Source organism: Campylobacter sp. GB48, assembly GCF_049221845.1.
Lineage (GTDB): Bacteria > Campylobacterota > Campylobacteria > Campylobacterales > Campylobacteraceae > Campylobacter_D > Campylobacter_D lari_C.
This window is the reverse complement of sequence record NZ_JBMJAR010000001.1, coordinates 237,839-258,231: the sequence shown is the minus strand read 5'-3', so window position 1 is coordinate 258,231 and position 20,393 is coordinate 237,839. Positions and strand designations below refer to the sequence as shown.

Annotated in this window: 28 protein-coding genes and 1 pseudogene; 20 read left to right on the top strand and 9 right to left on the bottom strand. The window is 29.4% G+C overall.

Going from position 1 to position 20,393, the window contains the following annotated elements; translation table 11 throughout:
- Positions 1-686: pseudogene (locus ACOTVC_RS01340) on the bottom strand (hypothetical protein); the annotation flags it as partial.
- Between the two features lie 40 nt (positions 687-726).
- Positions 727-1,761, bottom strand: a complete 1,035-nt coding sequence (gene pseI / locus ACOTVC_RS01335; RefSeq protein ID WP_214099047.1) for a pseudaminic acid synthase — start codon at positions 1,759-1,761, stop codon at positions 727-729.
- Positions 1,762-1,877: 116 nt separating this feature from the next.
- On the opposite strand from pseI, the gene ACOTVC_RS01330 reads away from it, so the two are divergent.
- From ACOTVC_RS01330 to ACOTVC_RS01320, 3 genes are read left to right on the top strand one after another with little or no spacing between them, the layout of a single operon-like run.
- Entirely contained in the window at positions 1,878-2,300 is a 423-nt protein-coding gene (locus tag ACOTVC_RS01330; protein ID WP_039627794.1) for a hypothetical protein, read from the top strand.
- Positions 2,297-2,593, top strand: a complete 297-nt coding sequence (gene fliN / locus ACOTVC_RS01325) for a flagellar motor switch protein FliN (protein WP_039617302.1) — start codon at positions 2,297-2,299, stop codon at positions 2,591-2,593. Before ACOTVC_RS01330 ends, fliN begins: the two co-directional genes overlap by 4 nt.
- Positions 2,590-3,348 (top strand): hypothetical protein, encoded by a 759-nt coding sequence (locus ACOTVC_RS01320; protein ID WP_214099046.1) that lies wholly within the window; start codon positions 2,590-2,592, stop codon positions 3,346-3,348. The genes fliN and ACOTVC_RS01320 overlap by 4 nt, the downstream gene beginning before the upstream one ends.
- On the opposite strand, the gene ACOTVC_RS01315 is transcribed toward ACOTVC_RS01320, so the two are convergent.
- The 5 genes from ACOTVC_RS01315 to plsY form a co-directional block, all read right to left on the bottom strand.
- Positions 3,345-4,841, bottom strand: a complete 1,497-nt coding sequence (locus ACOTVC_RS01315) for a Ppx/GppA phosphatase family protein (protein ID WP_214099045.1) — start codon at positions 4,839-4,841, stop codon at positions 3,345-3,347. The two genes, ACOTVC_RS01320 and ACOTVC_RS01315, sit on opposite strands and share 4 nt — an antisense overlap.
- Positions 4,841-5,086 carry a YfhL family 4Fe-4S dicluster ferredoxin gene (locus ACOTVC_RS01310; RefSeq protein WP_039640633.1) on the bottom strand — a complete coding sequence of 82 codons (246 nt, stop codon included), beginning with the start codon at positions 5,084-5,086 and terminating at the stop codon, positions 4,841-4,843. Before ACOTVC_RS01310 ends, ACOTVC_RS01315 begins: the two co-directional genes overlap by 1 nt.
- Before the next feature lie 117 nt (positions 5,087-5,203).
- The gene (gene hsrA, locus ACOTVC_RS01305) at positions 5,204-5,878 is read right to left on the bottom strand and encodes a homeostatic response regulator transcription factor HsrA (RefSeq protein WP_421627483.1); all 675 of its coding nucleotides are present in this window, start codon (positions 5,876-5,878) and stop codon (positions 5,204-5,206) included.
- Positions 5,879-5,955: 77 nt separating this feature from the next.
- Positions 5,956-6,273, bottom strand: coding sequence for a dihydroneopterin aldolase (locus ACOTVC_RS01300; protein ID WP_039640636.1), 318 nt, complete (start codon positions 6,271-6,273; stop codon positions 5,956-5,958).
- Positions 6,258-6,869: a glycerol-3-phosphate 1-O-acyltransferase PlsY gene (plsY, locus tag ACOTVC_RS01295; RefSeq protein ID WP_039640638.1), complete on the bottom strand. Its 612-nt coding sequence runs from the start codon at positions 6,867-6,869 to the stop codon at positions 6,258-6,260. The genes ACOTVC_RS01300 and plsY overlap by 16 nt, the downstream gene beginning before the upstream one ends.
- Positions 6,870-7,069: 200 nt before the next feature.
- On the opposite strand from plsY, the gene ACOTVC_RS01290 reads away from it, so the two are divergent.
- From ACOTVC_RS01290 to ACOTVC_RS01275, 4 genes are all read left to right on the top strand, one after another.
- Positions 7,070-8,104: a cytochrome c551 peroxidase gene (locus ACOTVC_RS01290; protein WP_039617315.1), complete on the top strand. Its 1,035-nt coding sequence runs from the start codon at positions 7,070-7,072 to the stop codon at positions 8,102-8,104.
- A 151-nt stretch (positions 8,105-8,255) separates the two neighbouring features.
- A complete protein-coding gene (gene rplU, locus ACOTVC_RS01285) occupies positions 8,256-8,564 on the top strand; it encodes a 50S ribosomal protein L21 (RefSeq protein ID WP_039617324.1) in 309 nt (102 codons plus the stop codon).
- A 10-nt stretch (positions 8,565-8,574) separates the two neighbouring features.
- Positions 8,575-8,829: a 50S ribosomal protein L27 gene (rpmA, locus tag ACOTVC_RS01280; protein WP_002862355.1), complete on the top strand. Its 255-nt coding sequence runs from the start codon at positions 8,575-8,577 to the stop codon at positions 8,827-8,829.
- Positions 8,830-8,893: 64 nt separating this feature from the next.
- Entirely contained in the window at positions 8,894-9,331 is a 438-nt protein-coding gene (locus ACOTVC_RS01275; protein WP_214099044.1) for a hypothetical protein, read from the top strand.
- Here the strand turns inward: ACOTVC_RS01275 and ACOTVC_RS01270 are convergent.
- Positions 9,316-9,678 (bottom strand): hypothetical protein, encoded by a 363-nt coding sequence (locus ACOTVC_RS01270; protein WP_047207917.1) that lies wholly within the window; start codon positions 9,676-9,678, stop codon positions 9,316-9,318. The two genes, ACOTVC_RS01275 and ACOTVC_RS01270, sit on opposite strands and share 16 nt — an antisense overlap.
- A gap of 87 nt (positions 9,679-9,765) precedes the next feature.
- On the opposite strand from ACOTVC_RS01270, the gene ACOTVC_RS01265 reads away from it, so the two are divergent.
- A complete protein-coding gene (locus ACOTVC_RS01265; RefSeq protein WP_192860679.1) occupies positions 9,766-9,906 on the top strand; it encodes a hypothetical protein in 141 nt (46 codons plus the stop codon).
- 157 nt (positions 9,907-10,063) lie between these two features.
- Positions 10,064-11,104, top strand: coding sequence for a GTPase ObgE (gene obgE / locus ACOTVC_RS01260; protein ID WP_421627480.1), 1,041 nt, complete (start codon positions 10,064-10,066; stop codon positions 11,102-11,104).
- Positions 11,105-11,142: 38 nt separating this feature from the next.
- Here the strand turns inward: obgE and ACOTVC_RS01255 are convergent, their stop codons facing one another.
- Positions 11,143-11,382 (bottom strand): helix-turn-helix domain-containing protein, encoded by a 240-nt coding sequence (locus tag ACOTVC_RS01255; protein WP_257936613.1) that lies wholly within the window; start codon positions 11,380-11,382, stop codon positions 11,143-11,145.
- 89 nt (positions 11,383-11,471) lie between these two features.
- On the opposite strand from ACOTVC_RS01255, the gene ACOTVC_RS01250 reads away from it, so the two are divergent.
- The 11 genes from ACOTVC_RS01250 to atpD all read left to right on the top strand — a co-directional run bounded on the left by ACOTVC_RS01250 (position 11,472) and on the right by atpD (position 20,392).
- Positions 11,472-11,819 carry a hypothetical protein gene (locus ACOTVC_RS01250; protein ID WP_421627478.1) on the top strand — a complete coding sequence of 116 codons (348 nt, stop codon included), beginning with the start codon at positions 11,472-11,474 and terminating at the stop codon, positions 11,817-11,819.
- Between the two features lie 58 nt (positions 11,820-11,877).
- Positions 11,878-12,789 (top strand): methionyl-tRNA formyltransferase, encoded by a 912-nt coding sequence (fmt, locus tag ACOTVC_RS01245; protein WP_421627476.1) that lies wholly within the window; start codon positions 11,878-11,880, stop codon positions 12,787-12,789.
- Positions 12,770-13,405 (top strand): biotin--[acetyl-CoA-carboxylase] ligase, encoded by a 636-nt coding sequence (locus ACOTVC_RS01240; RefSeq protein WP_039627803.1) that lies wholly within the window; start codon positions 12,770-12,772, stop codon positions 13,403-13,405. The genes fmt and ACOTVC_RS01240 overlap by 20 nt, the downstream gene beginning before the upstream one ends.
- A complete protein-coding gene (locus tag ACOTVC_RS01235) occupies positions 13,402-14,184 on the top strand; it encodes a ParA family protein (protein ID WP_039640646.1) in 783 nt (260 codons plus the stop codon). Before ACOTVC_RS01240 ends, ACOTVC_RS01235 begins: the two co-directional genes overlap by 4 nt.
- A gap of 3 nt (positions 14,185-14,187) precedes the next feature.
- Complete coding sequence (locus ACOTVC_RS01230) at positions 14,188-15,039, top strand: ParB/RepB/Spo0J family partition protein (RefSeq protein WP_039640648.1); 852 nt, start codon at positions 14,188-14,190, stop codon at positions 15,037-15,039.
- Between the two features lie 63 nt (positions 15,040-15,102).
- On the top strand, positions 15,103-15,528 hold the full coding sequence (locus ACOTVC_RS01225; protein ID WP_039627807.1) for a FoF1 ATP synthase subunit B': 426 nt from the start codon (positions 15,103-15,105) through the stop codon (positions 15,526-15,528).
- Positions 15,529-15,537: 9 nt separating this feature from the next.
- Positions 15,538-16,050 (top strand): F0F1 ATP synthase subunit B, encoded by a 513-nt coding sequence (locus tag ACOTVC_RS01220; protein WP_039640651.1) that lies wholly within the window; start codon positions 15,538-15,540, stop codon positions 16,048-16,050.
- Positions 16,050-16,571 (top strand): F0F1 ATP synthase subunit delta, encoded by a 522-nt coding sequence (locus tag ACOTVC_RS01215; protein WP_039640653.1) that lies wholly within the window; start codon positions 16,050-16,052, stop codon positions 16,569-16,571. Before ACOTVC_RS01220 ends, ACOTVC_RS01215 begins: the two co-directional genes overlap by 1 nt.
- A gap of 9 nt (positions 16,572-16,580) precedes the next feature.
- Positions 16,581-18,086 (top strand): F0F1 ATP synthase subunit alpha, encoded by a 1,506-nt coding sequence (gene atpA, locus ACOTVC_RS01210; protein WP_039640655.1) that lies wholly within the window; start codon positions 16,581-16,583, stop codon positions 18,084-18,086.
- A gap of 9 nt (positions 18,087-18,095) precedes the next feature.
- Positions 18,096-18,980, top strand: a complete 885-nt coding sequence (atpG, locus tag ACOTVC_RS01205) for an ATP synthase F1 subunit gamma (RefSeq protein WP_039617357.1) — start codon at positions 18,096-18,098, stop codon at positions 18,978-18,980.
- 14 nt (positions 18,981-18,994) lie between these two features.
- Positions 18,995-20,392, top strand: a complete 1,398-nt coding sequence (gene atpD / locus ACOTVC_RS01200) for a F0F1 ATP synthase subunit beta (RefSeq protein WP_039617358.1) — start codon at positions 18,995-18,997, stop codon at positions 20,390-20,392.
- The last annotated feature ends 1 nt before the right edge of the window (position 20,393 follow it).

The window sequence follows — 20,393 nt, the reverse complement described above, 5'->3', positions numbered from 1 at the left end:
ATAGCATTTTCTATTTTATCTTTTCTTTGTTTTAGTAAATCTTTTAAACTAGGGTTCGCTAATTGATAAGGTAGATTGTGTAAAAGTTGGGTGATGCCTTCGAAGGAGTCTTCTGATGAGTTTCCTTGTCTAACAACCAAAGATTTTATACTCTCTATACATAAAGAGTTAGTTGTGGTTATAGCATCTTCATAGTTTTCATAGAAATTTGACATTAAAAGCAAGTCATAAGTTTTTACAAAAAAGTGAATTTTTTCTTGTTCAAAAAAACGATAAAAAGTTAAAAAGTTAATATCCTCATATAGATAAATATGAAGTCTTTTATCTTGTAAATCTTGGCTAAAATCATTTAAATGCAAAGCAATATATATAAGTTCTATTTCAGGTTCTATAATGCAAATATAATCTTTAAGTGGATTTTTCAATAATTCAAAAATTAACATACCATTGCTAATTCCAAAAAAGATTAAAAAAGGATGTCTTTTGTAGTTTTGCTCATAAAAAGATAAATTATCTAAAGCATTTTGTATACAAAATTGTTTTGTTTTATGATCATAAATATCATAGTTTTTTTCAAAAAGTTCAAATCTTTCGTTGGATTTTACTTGCAAGATTTTATCAGCTAAGCTTGCGTTGATTTCTTTTAAAACTTGCAAATTTTTAGAAAAATTAAGTTCAAGTAGCATTATAGTTCCTTATTTATATTTTTTTAAGCAAAAGCATAAATTATTCCAAAAGATGATCTTTTTTTAGCGCTTGCCCAAATTCTATATCACAACTTGCTTTTTTACCAAGTATGATAGGCAAAAATTTAGGATGTAAGCCAAGGTTTGGTCTTACACTTTTTACATTTTCTAGTGTAAAAATTTCACCTTTTTTGATGTCTTTACTAGCATATAAGCTTCTTGCAAAATGGCGATTTTTTAAAGTTTTTTCATCTATTGTTAAGCTAGATTTGCCTAGTGCTTGCTCACTTAAACGCACCATGGAACACATTTGTTTAAACTCTTCATAATCAAGACTAAATTTAGCATCAGCACTATTTAAAGTTTTATCTAATATAAAATGTTTTTCTATGACTCTTGCTCCAAGAGCTAGGGCTAAAGTAGGTGCTAAAAAGCCCTCACTATGATCGCTTAAGCCTACTATGGTTTTAAATTTTTCTTGTAAAGTTTTGATGGCATTTAGATTTAAATCACAAATTTGTGAAGGATAAGCTGAAGTACATTTAAGTAAAATCAAATTTGAATTGTTTTCTTCTTTAAAAATTTTAACAACCACTTCAAGTTCTTCTTCATAGGCTATACCTGTAGAAACTAAGGTAGGTTTGTTTTCTTTTGCTACATAACGCACAAAATCATAATCATTTACTTCAAAAGAAGCGATTTTATAAGCTGGGGGATTAAATTGTCTTAAAAAATTCACATCTTCTTTAGAGAAAGGACTAGAAAAACAGATTAGCCCTTCATTTTTGGCGCATTCAAAAAGTTGTTCATGCCACTCATAAGGTGTTTTGGCTTCTTCATATAGTTCATATAGTTTGCGTCCATGCCACAAACCACCTTCGATAATAAAATCTTTTTTATTAGAATTTAGTGTTAAGCTATCTGGGGTGTAGGTTTGAATTTTTATGGCATCAGCTCCTGCTTTTTTAGCTGCTTGTATAGTTTTTAAAGCTACTTCAAGGCTGTTTGCATGGTTGGCTGAAAGCTCGGCAATGATGAAAACTTTTTCATTTAAATTGAAATTTCCTATAAACATTAAAAACCTTTTTTTAATTTAAATAAAAATTTACTATATTTTATATTTTAATTATTAATTATGATTAAAGGTTTATTTAGTAAAATAAATTTAATTAAGTTATCTAAGGAAAAACTATGACTAAAACACTTGAGTATTCGATTTATCATTTTTTTGAGCATATTTTAAAATTAAAAATTTCACAAAAAAGTATGATTAGGGGTGAGCTTTATGGAGCTTCTATACCTTTGTATTTTAAAGATGAAGAATATAGTTTTTATTTATTTTTCCAAAAACAAGCTCTAAATGAAATTGCGTTGTTTTTGTTACATGAAGAGTTAAAAGAAGATGGATTAGCAGATTTGGTAAAAGAAGTGGCTAATCAAATTATAGGTTATGCTAAAAAATTACTTAACGATACTAATGGAAAAGATGAATATCGTTTAGGTGTTCCTGAGTATTTAGGACGTATTGATGGATTTTCAAAAATTAAACTCAAAGAAAAATTTACTTATGAAGTAAAAAATGCTTCCTTTAGAATAGGTTATAAAAAAATATGATAGAAGATCATTTAGGATTATTGCAATCTTATGAAGATATCTTAGATATTAGTGTTGATTTTGTTAGCGAGCTTGGTACGACTAATATGAGTGTAAGAGATCTTTTAAAGTTAGAAGTTGGTTCTGTGATAGATCTTGAAAAGCCAGCAGGTGAGAGTGTAGAGCTTTACTTAAATAAAAGAATTTTTGGAAAAGGTGAGGTAATGGTGTATGAAAAAAACCTTGCCATAAGAATTAACGAGATTTTAGATTCAAAATCAGTATTGCAGTATTTTAAAAAAGAATTGCAATGAAATTTATTTGGATTTTACTACTTGCTTTGCCTCTTTTTGGGGCAAAAATTCTTGATTATAATATCTATCCTAGAGAAGATAGGGTGGATATTACTTTTTCATTTGATATTCCTTATAAAGAAGGCATTAGTCAAAAGAGAAAAGATAATATCATCATCTTTACACTAAATGCTCAAAGTGCTAAAGAAGAAGATAAGATAATAAATTCTAATATTGTTAAAAAAATAAAAATTTTTTCAGAAGGTAAAAAAACTTTTATAGCCTTAAGTATTGGCGATAAGATACAAATTAATGCAGATACGATTGGTGAATATGGTTTAAGATTACGTGCGCAAAAAGAGGGCGCAAATTTAACTACCAAAAAAAACTTAAATGAAAAAGTTGAGGAAATAAAAATGCAAGAGTATGATTTTACAAATTATATTTTAGTTGTAAGTGTTTTGATACTTTTGCTTATTGGACTTTGGTTTTTAAAAATGTATTTAAGACAAAAACATCCTTTAGATAGAAATTTTATTTTGATTTTTCAAAGACCGCTTGATAGGCATAATCAACTTGTAGTTTTTGAGTATGGTTTAAAGCGCTATACTATGATCATAGGAAATTCTAATGTGGTATTAGGAACAAGTGAAGCTATGATGAAAAATGATGAACAAAATCAAACATCCCAAAAACCAAAAGAAAAAGATTTTGACTCTTATTTTGAAGAAAATAAACAAAGATTGCAAAATTTACTTTTAAAACAAAATAATTAATTTTTTTGATTAAAAGCCAAAATGATAAGTTTTGGCTTTGAAATCTTTTTAATCTCTTCTTTTGAAAAATAAATTTGCTTTTTATCTGAGTAAATATACAAAGTGTGATTTTTTAGCGTAAAATCAAGATTTATATCAGTGTCTTTTGCTAATTTTTTTGCTAATGCAAGAATGAAATTAAGCCAAACCAATATATGGTTATTTGGTAATAATTCTTTAACATGTTCAATAGTAAAGGGATTGATTTTTTTGCCATTGGCTTTTAAAAGAGTTGCAATAAGTAAAATTTCCTTATGTGAAAAGCCAAAATGCAAACCATTTAAAGCCATATAAGCACTATGTTCATTAGCAAAATAAAAATTAATTCTTTCGCCTATGTGAGCTAATTTGGCAGCATTTAAAAGATCTTTTTTAAAACCAATATCAATTTTATGAATAGGCAAAAGTGCATCAAATAGTTTATTTGCAAAATATGCACTTTTATCACTATAGTCTATATTAAAGCGATCTTGTAGAGATTTTAAACTCGGATTAAAATTAGGTGGAAATTTAGCATTAAATTTTGAAAAATCGGTAGTGTCATTTTTTATTTTGGTGTATTTTTGAAAAAGATTAGATAAAAACACACCTTCTCTTACGCCTACTGCTGAGGTGATGATATTTTTGGCTTTTAAATTTTTTGCTAAAGCTAAAAAGATTACACAACCTTCTTTTATAGTATCAAAACGATCCTTTTTGATGTTAAAATCAACTAAATTTTTAGCATTTTGAATTTTTTCTATGTAGTTTTTTTCTTTCTCAAAACTATAGCTAAAATTGTGAATCATTTTTAATGGGTAAGAGTTTTTTTTCATTATAGAATTTGATAATGCTCTTAAACTGCCACCTATGGCAATAATATTATCATTTTGAAAATGTTTTGGCACTTGCATTAACACTTCTTGTATAAACTGATCTAGAGCATTAAATCTTTTAGTATCATAAAAAATTTCTTTTAATCTTACAGTTCCTAGATCAAGTGAAATACAATCTATAATTTTACCTTCTTTAATCAAGCAAAGCTCGGTTGATCCTCCACCTATGTCTATGGTGGTGGCATTTTGAATATTTGATAGCAAATTTAATGCAGCAAGACCACCTAAAAATGATTCTGTTTTTCCATTGATACATTTTATATTTAAACCTACATTTTTTGCTATTCTAGTAATAAAGTCTTTTGCATTAGGCGCATCTCTTAGTGCAGAAGTTCCAACAGTAATAATTTTTCTACATTTCTCCTTTAAAGCCTTTTCTTTAAAGTAAGTCAAAGCTTTTTCAGCCTTAAGCATAGCTTCTTCTTGGAGAATTTTGTTATTATTATAGGCATTTTCTCCAAGTCTTACTTTCTTTTTGTGTTCGCTGCAAATGAAAAAACCATATCTTGAGGTTCTTTCAAAAACAACCATGCGAACGGAATTAGAACCAAGGTCAATTACTGCTGTTTTTTTAGCCATTAAATATCTTTATTTTTATGTTTCAAGCGAAGCTCATCAATACTTTCTACGTTGTCAGGATCAGGTATGATACAGTCTACAGGACAGGCCACTATACAGGCCGGTTCTGAAAATTCATTCACACACTCAGTGCATAGATCAGGATCTATAATATAGATTGGATCATTATCATAAATAGCCTCATCTGGGCATTCTTCCCTGCATGCATCACAGGATATACATTCTCTAGTGATTAAAAGTGACATACTTTTCCTTTTATGAGTAATAAAGCAAACTTATACTATATAAAAACTTATAGCTAATTTAAATGAAAGAAAAAATAGATCCAATTTTTAGAATGATTGAATCATTCTAAAAATTTTTTAGTTAGTTTTTTTAGGAAAACAAAAGCGATACCCTCTGCGACGTACAGTTTCTATAGTGGAGATATTAAGTGGTTTGTCCATTTTTTGTCTTATTTGATTGATTGCAACCTCTATAACATTTGGAGTTACAAGTTCAGGTTCTTCCCAAATAGCATCTAAAAGCTGTTCTTTTGATACGATTTGATCAGAATGTCTAGCAAGGTGAGTTAAAACTTCAAAAGGTTTTCCTTTTAATTCTATATCTTTTCCTTGGTAAGTGATTTTTTCTTCATCAGGATCAATCACTAAATCATCAATTTTAATCACATTAGTTCCACCAAATCTAAGTCTAGCTTCAATTCTTGCCATTAAAATTTCAAAATCTAAAGGTTTTTTTATATAATCATCTGCTCCAGCTTTTAAAGCTTTGATTTCATTTTCTTTGTCTGCTTTTGAGCATATTGTAACTATAGCGGTTCTTGGGGATTTTTGTTTTATAGCGCTGATCAAATCACTTGCATCATTATTGCCTATAGTCCAATTTGATAATACTAAATCATAGTGTCTAATACCTATAAAATACTCAGCGTCTTTAAAATTTTCTGAAGTATCACTTTGGTAGCCAAACTCATTTAAAGTGTTTGATAAGGTTTTGTTAAGTGATGCTTCATCTTCTACAACTAAAATACGCATTTTATTCCTTTGAAGATAGTTTTAGTGCAAAAGTATAACACAAATTAAGCAAATATTCAAAATTCTTTAAAAAATTTTTAATATTTTTTGTTTAAACTAGCTCCAACACGTGCATTTTTAATAATATCAGGCTTATAGCAGGTAATATGTATAAACTGAAGTTTTTTATGGTGCTTTTTAATATCTTTACATATATATTTTAAAGATTTTTCTATAGTTTTAAATTTTTTCTTTTTATAGATTTTTTCTATTCTGGTGCATAATTTTGCATAATCTAAAAATTTTTTACTTTTAGCTTCTAATTCTATTAAGACTTTTTGCTCTTGAATTCTTTCAAAATCCAAAAGTCCTATAATGCATTTAAATTCTAAGCTAACTTTTATATGACTTTGCATTCTTGTTTTCCGATTAATCTTAAAATATTTGGTATATGTTTATAAATAACTATAAAAGCGATAATAAATATCGGCGCATGGGTATTAATCACAGGCATATCATAATGAAATATAAAAGAAGTTATGATTAAAACAACCAAGGCTCCAAGTGAAGCTAAGCTTGAAATTTTAAATACCTTTCCTATGATAAACCAAGTTAAAACCGCAGATATAATTTCAAAAGGTAAAAATACTGCTAAAACTCCAGCTCCAGTAGCTACCCCCTTGCCCCCTTCAAATTTTAAATAAGGAGAAAAACAGTGGCCAAATACCGCTAAAACCGCCATAGTCCATAAGATATTTTCATCATAGCCTAAAAATTTTGCTACTAATATAGGTATAATCCCTTTAAGTGCATCTAGAACAATAGTTGCAACAGCAAGTGTTTTGGCAAGCTTAGGATCACTTTCCTTTACTACTCTTAAAACATTAGTAGCTCCTATGCTTTTACTACCTGCATTTTTAATATTTGTTTTAGCAAAAATTTGAGCTAGTAAAAGCCCAAATGGTATAGCACCTATAAGATAAGCCAAAAGATAGATTATTAAATTTTCCATTTACTTTATTATCCTGATTTTATAAAACTTTATAAAATGATAGCAAAAAACCCTGAAATAAATATTTAAGATATAATTTATCCTATAATAATTTTTATTGTTAAATAGATTTTTTTTATTTTGTTTAAAGAAAATTATAGATATATTTTCAATAAGTTTATTTTAAATAGGCTTTATTTTATCTTATTTAGGAGTAGATAATGAAAAAAATTTCATTATTAGTTGCATCATCATTATTAGTTGCATCAACTGCTTTTGCTAATGATAGAGCTTTACTAGATGAAGCAAAAGCTGCAGGTTTAGCACCTTTACCAAAGGATCAAGCAGGTGTTGAAAAACTATTAAAAGAAATGGGAGTTAAGGCTAGCAAATTCTCTAAAGAAAAAGCTAATCTTGGTAAAAAATTGTATTTTGAACCAAGACTTTCTAAAAGTGGTTTGATTTCTTGTAATACCTGTCATAACTTAGGTATGGGTGGTGCTGATGGTATAGCAGCTGCTGTAGGACACAAATGGACAGCTAATCCTCATCATTTAAATTCGCCAACAGTTTATAACTCAGTTTTAAATTCAACTCAATTTTGGGATGGTAGAGCAGGTACTTTAGCAGATCAAGCAAAAGGGCCAATCGAAGCAGAACCTGAAATGGCAACCCCAGCTAAATTAGCAGTAGAAAAAATTTCTTCTATGCCAGAATATGTAAAAGAATTTAAAAAAGTTTATGGAAGCAGTGGAGTGACTTTTGACAATATCGCAGATGCTATTGCTACATTCGAAAGAACACTTTTGACTCCATCTAAATTTGATAAATTCTTAGAAGGTGATACAAAAGCTTTAAGTAAAAAAGAAAAAGAAGGTTTAAAAACTTTCATCGATAAAGGCTGTACAGCTTGCCATACAGGGGTAAATTTAGGTGGTAGTATGCAAGCTTTCCAAGTAGCAGCTAAATATAAATTTGCAAATGTAGGAGATTTTAAAGGCGATGCAAATGGTTTGGTTAAAACTCCAACCTTAAGAAATATTGCTGAAACAGCTCCATATTTCCACAATGGCGCTATTTGGTCTTTACAAGAAGCAATCAAAGAAATGGGTAGTGTGCAACTTGGTATAGAAATTTCTGACAAAGAAGCAGCTTCTATAGAAACTTTCTTACATGCTCTAACAGGTAAAAAACCAAGTATTACTTATCCTCAACTTCCAAAAGCAACTGAAAAAACTCCAAAGCCAGAGCTTTAATTTAAATCTTAAGACGCTTTTCGCGTCTTAAGCTTACTTTATATAAAATCAAGATATAATTACCGCTTTTAACCACTAAAGCTTTTTAAATTTATGTTTTATACATAATGCTTTATGGTGCTACCAAAATATTTTAAGAAAGGATAGCTGTATGTATGCTATTATAAAACACAGTGGAAAACAATACAGAGTAAGCCAAGGTGATGAGCTTAAACTAGATCGTTTTGAAGCTGAAGCAAAATCAAGCGTAGAAGTAAGTGAAGTTCTTGCTGTATGCGATAAAGAATTAAAGGTAGGTGCGCCGTTTGTTGCGGGTGCAAAAGTTGTTTTAGAAGTGATTGCTCATGGAAAAGACAAAAAAGTTGTGATTTATAAAAAAAGACGTAGAAAAGACTCAAAATTAAAACGCGGTTTTAGAAGACAATTTACTCGCGTTAGAGTAGTAGATATTAAAGCTTAAGGAGTAAAGAATGGCACACAAGAAAGGTCAAGGTTCAACTCAGAATAATCGTGATTCTATAGGTCGTCGTCTAGGTGTTAAAAAATTTGGTGGAGAATTTGTTCGCGCTGGTAACATCATCATTCGCCAAAGAGGAACAGCAACTCATGCAGGTAATAACGTAGGCATGGGAAAAGATCATACAATTTTTGCTTTAATTGATGGTTTTGTAAAATTTGAAAGAAAAGATAAAAATAGAAAAAAAGTTTCTGTTTATCCTGCATAATTTTCCTAGATTATCTAGGAAAATTCTTTGTAAATATAAATTCTTAATACAAGATGGCTTTTGAATGTATAGAATATCCAAGGATGAATTAAGAAGATATATTCTAGAGCAAATTTCAGATGATGTGAAAATAAAACAAGTAGAAGATCTTATTGAAAAAGCTATGAAGGATCTTCAATACACAGAAATAAATATAAAAAATATAGATGAAGTAACAAAATATATCTTAGAAAAAAATACATTAGCTGATAAGAAATTAAGCAGTCCTAGAAAAAATAATTTTTTACCTTTTTTGACTGCATTAATTATAGGTGGTAGTGGAGTTTATTATTATAAGAATGAAACTCGTTATACAGTAAAAGAAGAATACGCATTTATTTCAACTTGCGTTGGATTAAACTTAAGCCATGAAAGAAAATGGGCGTGTATTGCAAAATTGGAAATATGTCAAAAAAATGAAAAAAGTTTTATCGAGTGTGCAAAACACTATTCTTCAGAATAGTGTTTAATTAAAATTTTATAATATTCATCTCCAAAAATTTCTCTTTCAAATTGATCGTCAATTAATGGTTTATAAATTTTATCTTTTTTTATTTCTTCGTTTTCTAGCAAGAAACTATATATTTTTTCTATTTCATTTTTTGGAGCACCTCTTTGTATGATTTTTTTATATTTATCAACATACTGTTTTCTTGTTCTCTCATCTATAATATATAATTTTCCACACTCTTCTTGGAGGTCTATATAGGCATCTATAAATTCTCTTTGGCTTTTGTAGGCTTTTTTTAAATTTTTTGTTATAAATTCTTGATAATTATTTTTATATTTTTTTTGATAGAGTTTTTCCATTTTGTCCCTATTTGTCTCTAGTGTATTTTATAAAATTATATCTATAAAGTTATTAACTTTATAATTTTTTAAAAAAAGGAGAATTAAATGAACAAAAAAATTGATCCCAAAGATAATGCATCAAATATGCAAAATCCAAATAAAGGTACACCTGGAACAAATAAGCAATATGATCAAAATCAAGGAAATCGCGGGAAGCAATTAAATCCTAATCAAAAAAATAAATGAGGCTATAATATATAGTTACAAATACTATAACACCTAATAATTAGAGATAAATATTCTAAAATTAGGTGTATTTTCTACTTTAAAATTTAAAAAAAGCTACTCTTTTGAAATTATTTATATTTTGATATACTTCTTTTTAATTTATTTAAGGTTATATATGTTTATAGATAATGTAAAATTAGTTTTAAGTTCAGGTAATGGTGGTAAAGGTGCTGTGAGTTTTCGTCGTGAAAAACATGTTCCGCTTGGTGGACCTGATGGTGGCGATGGTGGAAATGGTGGCGATGTATATTTTATATGTGATAATAATACTCATACCCTAGCACACTTTAAAGGCAAAAAAGAACTTAAAGCACAAAATGGCCAGCCGGGTTTGGGCCGTAATAAAAATGGCAAAAGAGGGGAGAGTTTAGAGTTGATTGTCCCTCAAGGCACCCAAGTAATTGATGCACAAAGTGGGGAAGTTTTGCTTGATATGCTAGTAGAAGGTCAAAAAGAACTCTTTTTAAAAGGTGGTAAAGGTGGTCTCGGTAATACTCACTTTAAAAACTCTACTAATCAGCGTCCAGATTATGCTCAACCAGGCGTGGCAGGAAAAACCTTAAGTGTGCGCTTAGAGTTAAAACTCATAGCAGATGTTGGGCTTGTAGGCTTTCCAAATGTAGGAAAATCCACTCTTATAAGCGTAGTGTCTAATGCAAGACCTGAAATAGCTAATTATGAATTTACTACTTTAACTCCAAAACTTGGTATGGTTGAAGTGGATGATTATAATTCTTTTGTAATGGCAGATATCCCAGGTATTATAGAAGGTGCAAGCGATGGTAGGGGTTTGGGACTTGAGTTTTTAAGACACATAGAAAGAACTTCTTTTTTACTTTTTGTGCTTGATCCATTAAGAGATATGAGTTTAAAAGAACAATTTTGCATTTTAAGAAAAGAATTAGAAAAATTTTCAAGCAAACTTTATGCAAGAAATTTTGGCTTAATGCTTTCAAAAAGTGATAGTGTAAATTTAGGTGAGGAATTTGCACAAAAAATGGAAGATGATTATAATGAGTTGAAAGCTTATTTGCAAAGTCAAAATAATCCACAAAGTTTTTTCATCAAAGTTTCAAGTCTTGAAAAAACAGGTTTAAAAGAGCTTAAATTTATGCTTTTAGAAGAAGTAAAAAAAATTAGAAATCAAAGCAACTGATTGTATTGACAATATATAATAAAAATAGTCAAAGAGTTTTAGAAAAATTCTTTGATATCTACTTTCAAAATTTTTGCAATTTTATATAAATGTTCAATATTATAATGAATATTTTTATATCCAGCTTCCGCTCCACTTACTAATGAAACAGACTTATATCCTATAGCTAAACTTAGTTCTAGTTGAGAATAACCTTTTTCTTTTCTAATTTTAGCTACATTTTGTGCTATTTGTTTATGAAATAAATTAATTTCACTTTTATTAAATTCGTAAATCAAACTATATCCACTCTATTATTATAGATTTTTAAGTATATTTGATTTATAATTTTATTTCACTCTATTATGATAGGTTAAAAAGGAGATTGATGAGAAAAATATTTATTTTCATTGTAGCTATATTTTTTGCTGCATGTGGTGGAGAAGATAAAGTTCCAATTGAGGTGTCTATAAGTGAAAGATACAATCCTATTTTACATAGAAATGTTAAATATTTAAATATAACTTCTTTGGTTGATAGTGTTAAGATTACTAATATTATTCCAAATAGAGGAAAATGTAAAGTTGGTGGAGTTTTGGACAAAAATGGTATAAAGATTGATAAAACTTTATCTTATAGTCAAACTTGGGATTATATACCTCTTTCTAATTGTAATAAAATTTTAGAAGTTAAAGTTGAAACTGATCATGGAGATTGGACTTTTAGTTTTAACTAAAATGTAAAATTTACCTATATCTAATATAATATTATTTTATTATAGATATAGGAAAATTATGAAAAATATCATTTTTATGGGAACTCCCTCTTATGCAACATGTATTTTAAAAGAGCTTATTGATAAAGGGTTTAATGTCCAAGCTTTATTTACCCAGCCTGATAAACCTGTGGGAAGAAAGCAAATTCTAACTCCAAGTGATACTAAAAAATTTGTTTTAGAAAATAATTTAAATATAGAAATTTTCACTCCAAAAAGCTTAAAAGATGAAAACATAATCAATGGAATAAAAAGCTTAAAACCTGACTTTATAGTTGTTGCTGCTTATGGGAAGATTTTACCAAAAGAAATTTTAGATATTGCTCCTTGTATCAATTTACATGCTTCCTTGCTTCCTAAATATCGTGGCGCTTCGCCTATACAAAGTGCTATTTTAAATGGGGATAAAATAAGCGGGGTTTGCACTATGCTTATGGAAGAAGGGCTTGATAGTGGTGCAATCTTAGAAAGCATAGAATGTGATATAGAAGGTAAAAATTCAGCTGAGGTTTTTATTGTGCTTTCCAATTTAGCAGCTAAGCTCGCTATTTCTACGCTTTTGAATTTTGAAAAAATTGTCCCAAAAAAGCAAGATGAAAGTTTGGTTACACATTGTAAAAAAATCAAAAAAGAAGATGGGTTGATTAATTTGGATAATGCAAGTGAAATCTATCAAAAATTTCTAGCTTTTACACCTTGGCCTGGAATTTTTTTAGAAAATGGTTTGAAATTTTTAGACATAGAGCTAATTGATAGTGAAAAAACTCAAAAACCAGGTGTGATTTTACAAATAGAAAAGGAAAGCTTTTTGCTTTCATGTACAAAAGGTATTTTAAGGATTAAAACTTTACAAGAAAGTGGAAAAAAAGCTTTAGATGCTAAGACTTATTTAAATGGAAAAAGGTTAAAACTTGGAGATAGTTTATTTTGATGAGCTTGAATCAACTCAAGTTTATTTAAGTGATAAAATTCGTAGTGGAGAGATTACTAGCAATACAGCCATTTGTGCTTTTATCCAAAGTGCCGGTATAGGTAGTAGGGATAATACTTGGCAAAGTAAGCAAGGAAATTTACATGTATCTTTTTGTATAAAAACTCAAGAATTAGCACAAGATCTTCCTTTAGCTTCTGCTAGTATATATTTTGCATTTTTAATGAAAGAAGTACTGCAGAGACAAAATTCAAAAGTATGGATTAAATGGCCTAATGATTTTTATATAGAAGATAAAAAAATAGGCGGATTGATGAGTTCTAAAATCAATGATTTTTTGGTTGTAGGAATGGGGATTAATCTTAAATATGCTCCATTTAAAGCTGAAATTTTAGACATAGAAGTGGATATAACAAAACTTTTAAATGAGTATTTTTCTTATGTAGATGAGAAAATTTTATGGAAGAATATTTTTAGCAAGTATATGCTAGAATTTGAAAAATCAAGAAATTTTTTTATACATAATGAAGGTAAGATTTTATCTTTAAAAGATGCTTTATTGTATAAAGATGGTTCTATATTGTTAGATAATAAAAGGATATATAGTTTAAGATGAGTGAGATAATAACTATTGCAAATCAAAAAGGTGGAGTGGGTAAAACTACTACCGCTATTAATCTAGCGGCTTCTTTAGCAGTAGCTGAAAAAAAGGTTCTTTTGATAGATATTGATCCGCAAGCTAATGCTACAACAGGACTTGGTTTTAATAGAAGTAATTATGAATATAATATTTACCATGTTTTTATAGGTAGGAAAAAACTTTCTGAGATTATTTTAAAAACTGAACTTCCACAATTATACTTAGCTCCATCAAATATTTCTTTGGTTGGAATTGAGCAAGAAGTAGTAAAAGAAAGTGGAGAATATAGAACAATTTTAAGAGAAAAAATCAAAGAAATTGTCAAAGATTATGATTTTATTATCATTGACTCACCTCCTGCACTTGGAAGCATTACGGTAAATGCTTTTGCAGCAAGCGATAGTGTTATTATCCCTATACAATGTGAGTTTTATGCGCTTGAGGGTGTTGCGATGGTTTTAAACACTATTAAGTTTGTGAAAAAAACTATCAATCCAAAACTAAAAATAAAAGGCTTTTTACCAACCATGTATAGCTCACAAAATAATCTTTCAAAAGATACTGTGGAGGATTTAAAGCAAAATTTCAAACAAAAGCTATTTAGAACAGGTGATAATGAAGATGATTTCATCATCATACCAAGAAATGTAAAACTTGCTGAAAGTCCAAGCTATGGAAAGCCTATTATACTTTATGATATAAAATCTCCGGGTTCGGTGGCATATCAAAATTTAGCACATTCTATATTAGGATAAAAAATGGCAAAAAAAAGTGCATTAGGAAGAGGTTTAAGTAGTATTTTGGCTGATATTGATGAGGTTTATGAAAAAGAATTAGGCTCTAATGAAGGTAGAATAGAAGAAATTGATATAGATTTAATTAGCCCAAACCCTTATCAACCAAGAAAAAATTTTGATACTCAAGCTTTAGAAGAACTTGCAGGTTCTATTAAAGAATATGGTTTGATTCAGCCTGTTGTGGTTTTTAAAAAAGATGAATTTGATTATATTTTAATAGCAGGTGAGAGAAGATTTAGAGCGTGTAAGCTTTTAGAAAAAGAACAGATTAAAGCTGTAGTTTTAAATGTAGATGATATAAAATTACGTGAGCTTGCTTTAATAGAAAATATTCAAAGAGAGAATCTAAATCCTATAGAGCTAGCACATTCTTATAAAGAGTTGTTAGAAATTCATGATATCACTCAAGAAAAATTAGCCGATCTTATTCACAAATCAAGACCCCAAATTGCTAATACCTTAAGACTTTTAAATTTAAATGAGCAAACGCAAAATTTCATTATAGAAGGTAAAATTTCACAAGGACATGCAAAAGTTTTAGTGGGGCTTGAAAAAGAAGAAGAAAAAATGATAGTTGATACTATCATAGGACAAAAACTTAATGTAAGAGATACTGAAAAATTAATTAAAAATTTTAAAAATACAAACCAATTAGAAAAAAGTACAAATTCAAATAAACAATATCAATCTATAATAAATTTAAAAGAAAAAATTGAATCTTTAGGCTTAAAAGTAAATGCAAAAGATTTAAAAATTACTATAAATTTTGAAAATGAAGATGAGGTTAGGGAATTTCTAAAGACATTAAATTAAATATGTTTTTAGGTATATTTTGCTATAATTTCGCGTTTTATTTAGATTTATTTAGGAGTATTAATGTTTAATGATGTACATTTTTCCATCATGATAGCTACTGGTGTCATTTTTTTGCTTATGATAGCGATTTTAAATTCTATGCTCTATAAACCTTTGATTAAATTTATGGATTCTAGGGATTTAACTATAAAAAATGATGAAGAAAAAATGAAAAAAAATTCTGATGATGTTTCAAATGTAGAAAGTGAATTAGAAAAAATTCATATTCAAACAAGAGATGAAATCAATCAAATTAAAGCAAAAGCAATAGAAGAAGCTAAAATAAAACAAGAAAAAGAATTATCAACAAGAAAAAGAGAATTGGAAGATCAAATGCTTGTTTTTCTTAAAAGTCTAAGAGAAAAAGAAAAAGAATTAAAAGAAGAAATGCGTTTAAAAATGCCAGAATTTAAACAAAGCTTTAAAAATAGCTTGAGTAAAATTTAAGGAAGATAAATGTTGAAAAAAATTGCATTGTTATCAGTACTTCCTTTTTATGCTTTTGCAGCAGGTAATGGAAGTGGTGAATATGATATAATTCCAAGAGCAGTTAATTTTGCTTTATTTGCTGCTATTTTGTATTATTTTATTGCAACTCCTTTGAAAAATTTTTATAATGGTAGGATTGCAAAAATTGCTTCTAGAATGAATGAAATTCAAGAAAAGCTTATTGCGAGTAAAAATCATAAGTTAGAAATGATGAAAAAACTAGATTTAGCTAAACAAGAAGCGATCAATGCAGTAGCTCTTGCAAAAAAAGAGGCTGAAATTATCACAGATAAAATAGAAGCTGAAACGAAAATGGAAATTAAGGCTTTAGAAAAAACTTATGAAGAACATAAAGAATATGAAATAAGAAAAATGGAAAAAGAAGTTATACAAGCGGTTTTAGAAGAAATTTTTGAAGATCAAAATTTACAACTTCAGCAAAAAGAAATTCTAAATATCATGATGAAAAAGGTGTCTTGATGGAAAGTGTGATTGCAAAAACCTATGCAAAGGCGATATTAGAAAGAAATGATTTCGAAGATTTTTATTCTAATTTATTAGAATTAAGTTCGGCTTTTGCATCTAATAAATTTATAGATGCTCTAAAATCTTATGAGATAAAACAAGAAAAAAAACTAGAATTTATACTTTCTTTGTTAGATAATCCAAGCGATGCTTTTAAAAATTTTATAAATTTAATCGTAGATAATAAAAGGGAGATGTTAATCCCAGAAATCACTAAAGAATTGAGTGAGCAAAAAGCATTAAAAGAAAATACATTCTTAGGGCAAGTTTATTCAAAAGAACAATTAAGTGCAGAAGAAATTAAAAATTTAGAAGAAAAACTTAGTACTAAGTTTAATGCAAAAATTAGATTAGATAGTAAAATAAGTGATAATGACAGTGTGAAGATTAGCTTAGATGGTCTTGGTTATGAAATTTCATTTTCAATGCAAAGCTTAAAAGCTAAAATGAATGAATATATATTAAAAGCAATTTAAGGAGATTTGATGAAATTTAAAGCAGATGAAATTAGTTCTATTATAAAAGAAAGAATTGAAAAATTTGACTTTAATCTTGAAATAGAAGAAACTGGTAAAATTATTTCAGTTGCTGATGGTGTTGCTAAGGTTTATGGTCTTAAGAATGCTATGGCTGGAGAGATGGTTGAATTTGAAAATGGTGAAAAAGGAATGGTGCTTAACCTTGAAGAATCAAGTGTTGGTATTGTTATCTTAGGAAAAGGTCTTGGCCTTAAAGAAGGAAGTTCCGTAAAAAGACTAAAAAAACTTCTAAAAGTTCCGGTAGGCGATGCGTTGATAGGACGTGTTGTAAATGCTTTGGGTGAGCCAATTGATGCTAAAGGTGTGATTGAAGCAAGTGAATATCGTTTTGTGGAAGAAAAAGCAAAAGGTATTATGGCTAGAAAAAGCGTTCATGAACCACTACACACAGGTATTAAAGCAATTGATGCTTTAGTTCCAATTGGTAGAGGACAAAGAGAGCTAATTATCGGTGATAGACAAACAGGTAAAACAACCGTTGCAATCGATACTATCATTAGTCAAAAAGGTAAAGATGTTGTTTGTATTTATGTTGCAATTGGTCAAAAACAAAGCACAGTTGCTCAAGTAGTTAAAAAGCTTGAAGAATATGGTGCAATGGATTATAGTATAGTAGTAAATGCAGGTGCTTCTGATCCTGCTGCATTGCAATATCTTGCTCCATATACAGGTGTAACTATGGGTGAGTATTTTAGAGATAACTCAAGACATGCGTTGATTGTTTATGATGATTTAAGTAAACATGCTGTTGCATATCGTGAGATGTCTTTGATTTTACGTCGTCCTCCAGGTCGTGAAGCTTATCCAGGGGATGTATTTTATTTACATTCAAGATTGCTTGAAAGGGCAAGTAAATTAAGTGATGAGCTTGGCGCGGGAAGCTTAACAGCATTACCTATTATTGAAACTCAAGCGGGTGATGTTTCAGCTTATATTCCAACCAATGTTATTTCAATCACAGATGGGCAAATTTTCTTGGAAACAGATTTATTCAACTCAGGTATTCGTCCTGCGATTAATGTTGGTTTATCTGTATCTCGTGTTGGTGGTGCTGCGCAAATTAAAGCAACAAAACAAGTTTCAGGTACACTAAGACTTGATTTAGCTCAATATAGAGAGTTGCAAGCTTTTGCACAATTTGCAAGTGATTTGGATGAAGCAAGTAGAAAGCAACTTGAGCGTGGGCAAAGAATGGTTGAAGTTTTAAAGCAACCTCCATATTCTCCACTTTCAGCTGAAAATCAAGTAGTGATGATTTATGCAGGAACTAAAGGATATTTAGATGATATAGCAGTTTCTAAAATTGGAGAATTTGAAGCGGCTTTATATCCATTTATTGAAGCTAAATATCCAGAAATTTTTGAGCAAATTAGAACCAAAAAGGCTTTAGATAAAGATTTAGAAGAAAAATTAGCTAAAGCATTGAGTGAGTTTAAAGCAAACCACATATAAGGTTTTTAAATGTCCAATTTAAAAGAAATTAAAAGAAAAATAAAAAGTGTTCATAACACGCAAAAGACAACTAATGCTATGAAGCTTGTCTCTACTGCCAAATTAAGAAAGGCGGAAGAGGCAGCTAAAAAGTCAAAAGTTTTTGCTCAAAAAATTGATGAAGTTTTATCTGAAATTGCATTTAAGATTAATCAATACGAAGGACTTGATGATAAACTTCCGTTTTTTAGAAAAAAAGACAATATTGAAAAAATGGATATTATTTTCATTACTGCCGATAAAGGTTTATGTGGTGGTTTTAACATCAAAACCATTAAAACAGTAAATGAAATGCTTGAAGATTGTAAAGCAAAAAAAATCAAAGTAAGATTAAGAGCTATTGGTAAAACAGGTATAGAGTATTTTAATTTTCAAAATATTGAAATTTTAGAAAAGTATTTAGATACAAGCTCTAGTCCTGACTATGAAAAAGCATGTGCTATTATACAAAGTGCAGTAGATGATTTTGTAAACGAAGTAACCGATAAAGTTGTAATTGTGCATAATGGCTATAAAAATATGATTTCTCAAGAAATTCGTATTAATGAATTATTGCCAGTGCAAGCTATTGCAAGCAAGGAAGAACAAGAATCACAGTCTTTAATGGACTTAGAGCCAGAAGATGAAGAAATCTTAAATGACTTGTTAAAAACTTATTTTGAATATAATATGTATTTTTCTTTGGTTGATTCTTTGGCGGCTGAACATAGTGCAAGAATGCAGGCTATGGATAATGCAACCAATAATGCAAAAGCAAGAGTTAAACAACTTAACTTAGCTTATAATAAAGCAAGACAAGAATCTATTACCACCGAATTGATAGAGATTATCAGCGGTGTTGAGTCAATGAAATAAATTTAGGAGTGATGATGCAAGGTTTTATTTCTCAAGTTTTAGGACCAGTGGTTGATGTTGAATTTAAAGAATATCTTCCACAAATTAATGAAGCTATTATTGTTAATTATGAATTAGAAGGAAAAGAATGTAAGCTAGTTCTTGAAGTAGCTGCACATTTAGGCGATAATAAAGTAAGAACTATTGCTATGGATATGACTGATGGTCTTGTTAGAGGTTTAGCTGTAGAGGCAACTGGCAACCCAATCAGTGTTCCAGTGGGCGAAAAAGTTCTTGGAAGAATTTTTAATGTAACGGGTGATTTAATTGATGAGGGCGAAGAGATTAATTTTGATAAACATTGGTCAATTCACAGAGATCCTCCTCCATTTGAAGAGCAAAGCACAAAAAGCGAAATTTTTGAAACAGGTATTAAGGTAGTTGATTTGCTAGCTCCTTATGCTAAAGGTGGTAAAGTTGGTCTTTTTGGTGGTGCCGGTGTTGGTAAAACCGTTATTATTATGGAATTAATTCACAATGTTGCATTTAAACATAGTGGATATTCGGTTTTTGCTGGTGTTGGTGAAAGAACACGTGAAGGTAATGACCTTTATAATGAAATGAAGGAAAGTAATGTTTTGGATAAAGTTGCACTGTGCTATGGTCAAATGAATGAACCACCAGGAGCAAGAAATCGTATCGCATTGACAGGTCTTACTATGGCTGAGTATTTTAGAGATGAAATGGGACTTGATGTATTGATGTTTATTGATAATATCTTTAGATTTTCTCAATCGGGTTCAGAAATGTCAGCGCTTTTAGGAAGAATTCCTTCAGCTGTTGGTTATCAACCAACTCTAGCTAGTGAAATGGGTAAATTCCAAGAAAGAATTACATCAACCAAAAAAGGCTCTATTACTTCAGTTCAAGCAGTTTATGTACCAGCAGATGACTTAACAGACCCTGCTCCTGCAACTGTTTTTGCACACTTAGATGCAACTACGGTTTTAAATAGATCGATTGCTGAAAAAGGTATTTATCCAGCTGTTGATCCACTTGATTCTACTTCAAGAATGCTTGATCCACAAATTATAGGTGAAGAGCATTATAAAGTAGCACGTGGAGTACAATCAGTGCTTCAAAAATATAAAGATTTGCAAGATATTATTGCTATTTTGGGTATGGATGAGTTAAGTGAAGAAGATAAATTGATTGTTGAAAGAGCGAGAAAAATTGAAAAATTCCTATCTCAACCATTCTTCGTTGCAGAAGTATTTACAGGAAGTCCTGGTAAATACATTAGTTTAGAAGATACGATAGCAGGCTTTAAAGGTATTTTAGAAGGAAAATACGACCATTTACCAGAAAATGCTTTCTATATGGTAGGTGGAATTGATGAAGTTATTGAAAAAGCAGAAAAACTTAAGGCTTAAT

Bases quoted from the DNA above. Each gene is read 5' to 3' on its own strand.
- pseI (WP_214099047.1), bottom strand. From the start codon at position 1,761: ATGTTTATAGGAAATTTCAATTTAAATGAAAAAGTTTTCATCATTGCC.
- ACOTVC_RS01330 (WP_039627794.1), top strand. From the start codon at position 1,878: ATGACTAAAACACTTGAGTATTCGATTTATCATTTTTTTGAGCATATT.
- fliN (WP_039617302.1), top strand. From the start codon at position 2,297: ATGATAGAAGATCATTTAGGATTATTGCAATCTTATGAAGATATCTTA.
- ACOTVC_RS01320 (WP_214099046.1), top strand. From the start codon at position 2,590: ATGAAATTTATTTGGATTTTACTACTTGCTTTGCCTCTTTTTGGGGCA.
- ACOTVC_RS01315 (WP_214099045.1), bottom strand. From the start codon at position 4,841: ATGGCTAAAAAAACAGCAGTAATTGACCTTGGTTCTAATTCCGTTCGC.
- ACOTVC_RS01310 (WP_039640633.1), bottom strand. From the start codon at position 5,086: ATGTCACTTTTAATCACTAGAGAATGTATATCCTGTGATGCATGCAGG.
- hsrA (WP_421627483.1), bottom strand. From the start codon at position 5,878: ATGCGTATTTTAGTTGTAGAAGATGAAGCATCACTTAACAAAACCTTA.
- ACOTVC_RS01300 (WP_039640636.1), bottom strand. From the start codon at position 6,273: ATGCAAAGTCATATAAAAGTTAGCTTAGAATTTAAATGCATTATAGGA.
- plsY (WP_039640638.1), bottom strand. From the start codon at position 6,869: ATGGAAAATTTAATAATCTATCTTTTGGCTTATCTTATAGGTGCTATA.
- ACOTVC_RS01290 (WP_039617315.1), top strand. From the start codon at position 7,070: ATGAAAAAAATTTCATTATTAGTTGCATCATCATTATTAGTTGCATCA.
- rplU (WP_039617324.1), top strand. From the start codon at position 8,256: ATGTATGCTATTATAAAACACAGTGGAAAACAATACAGAGTAAGCCAA.
- rpmA (WP_002862355.1), top strand. From the start codon at position 8,575: ATGGCACACAAGAAAGGTCAAGGTTCAACTCAGAATAATCGTGATTCT.
- ACOTVC_RS01275 (WP_214099044.1), top strand. From the start codon at position 8,894: ATGTATAGAATATCCAAGGATGAATTAAGAAGATATATTCTAGAGCAA.
- ACOTVC_RS01270 (WP_047207917.1), bottom strand. From the start codon at position 9,678: ATGGAAAAACTCTATCAAAAAAAATATAAAAATAATTATCAAGAATTT.
- ACOTVC_RS01265 (WP_192860679.1), top strand. From the start codon at position 9,766: ATGAACAAAAAAATTGATCCCAAAGATAATGCATCAAATATGCAAAAT.
- obgE (WP_421627480.1), top strand. From the start codon at position 10,064: ATGTTTATAGATAATGTAAAATTAGTTTTAAGTTCAGGTAATGGTGGT.
- ACOTVC_RS01250 (WP_421627478.1), top strand. From the start codon at position 11,472: ATGAGAAAAATATTTATTTTCATTGTAGCTATATTTTTTGCTGCATGT.
- fmt (WP_421627476.1), top strand. From the start codon at position 11,878: ATGAAAAATATCATTTTTATGGGAACTCCCTCTTATGCAACATGTATT.
- ACOTVC_RS01235 (WP_039640646.1), top strand. From the start codon at position 13,402: ATGAGTGAGATAATAACTATTGCAAATCAAAAAGGTGGAGTGGGTAAA.
- ACOTVC_RS01230 (WP_039640648.1), top strand. From the start codon at position 14,188: ATGGCAAAAAAAAGTGCATTAGGAAGAGGTTTAAGTAGTATTTTGGCT.
- ACOTVC_RS01225 (WP_039627807.1), top strand. From the start codon at position 15,103: ATGTTTAATGATGTACATTTTTCCATCATGATAGCTACTGGTGTCATT.
- ACOTVC_RS01220 (WP_039640651.1), top strand. From the start codon at position 15,538: ATGTTGAAAAAAATTGCATTGTTATCAGTACTTCCTTTTTATGCTTTT.
- ACOTVC_RS01215 (WP_039640653.1), top strand. From the start codon at position 16,050: ATGGAAAGTGTGATTGCAAAAACCTATGCAAAGGCGATATTAGAAAGA.
- atpA (WP_039640655.1), top strand. From the start codon at position 16,581: ATGAAATTTAAAGCAGATGAAATTAGTTCTATTATAAAAGAAAGAATT.
- atpG (WP_039617357.1), top strand. From the start codon at position 18,096: ATGTCCAATTTAAAAGAAATTAAAAGAAAAATAAAAAGTGTTCATAAC.
- atpD (WP_039617358.1), top strand. From the start codon at position 18,995: ATGCAAGGTTTTATTTCTCAAGTTTTAGGACCAGTGGTTGATGTTGAA.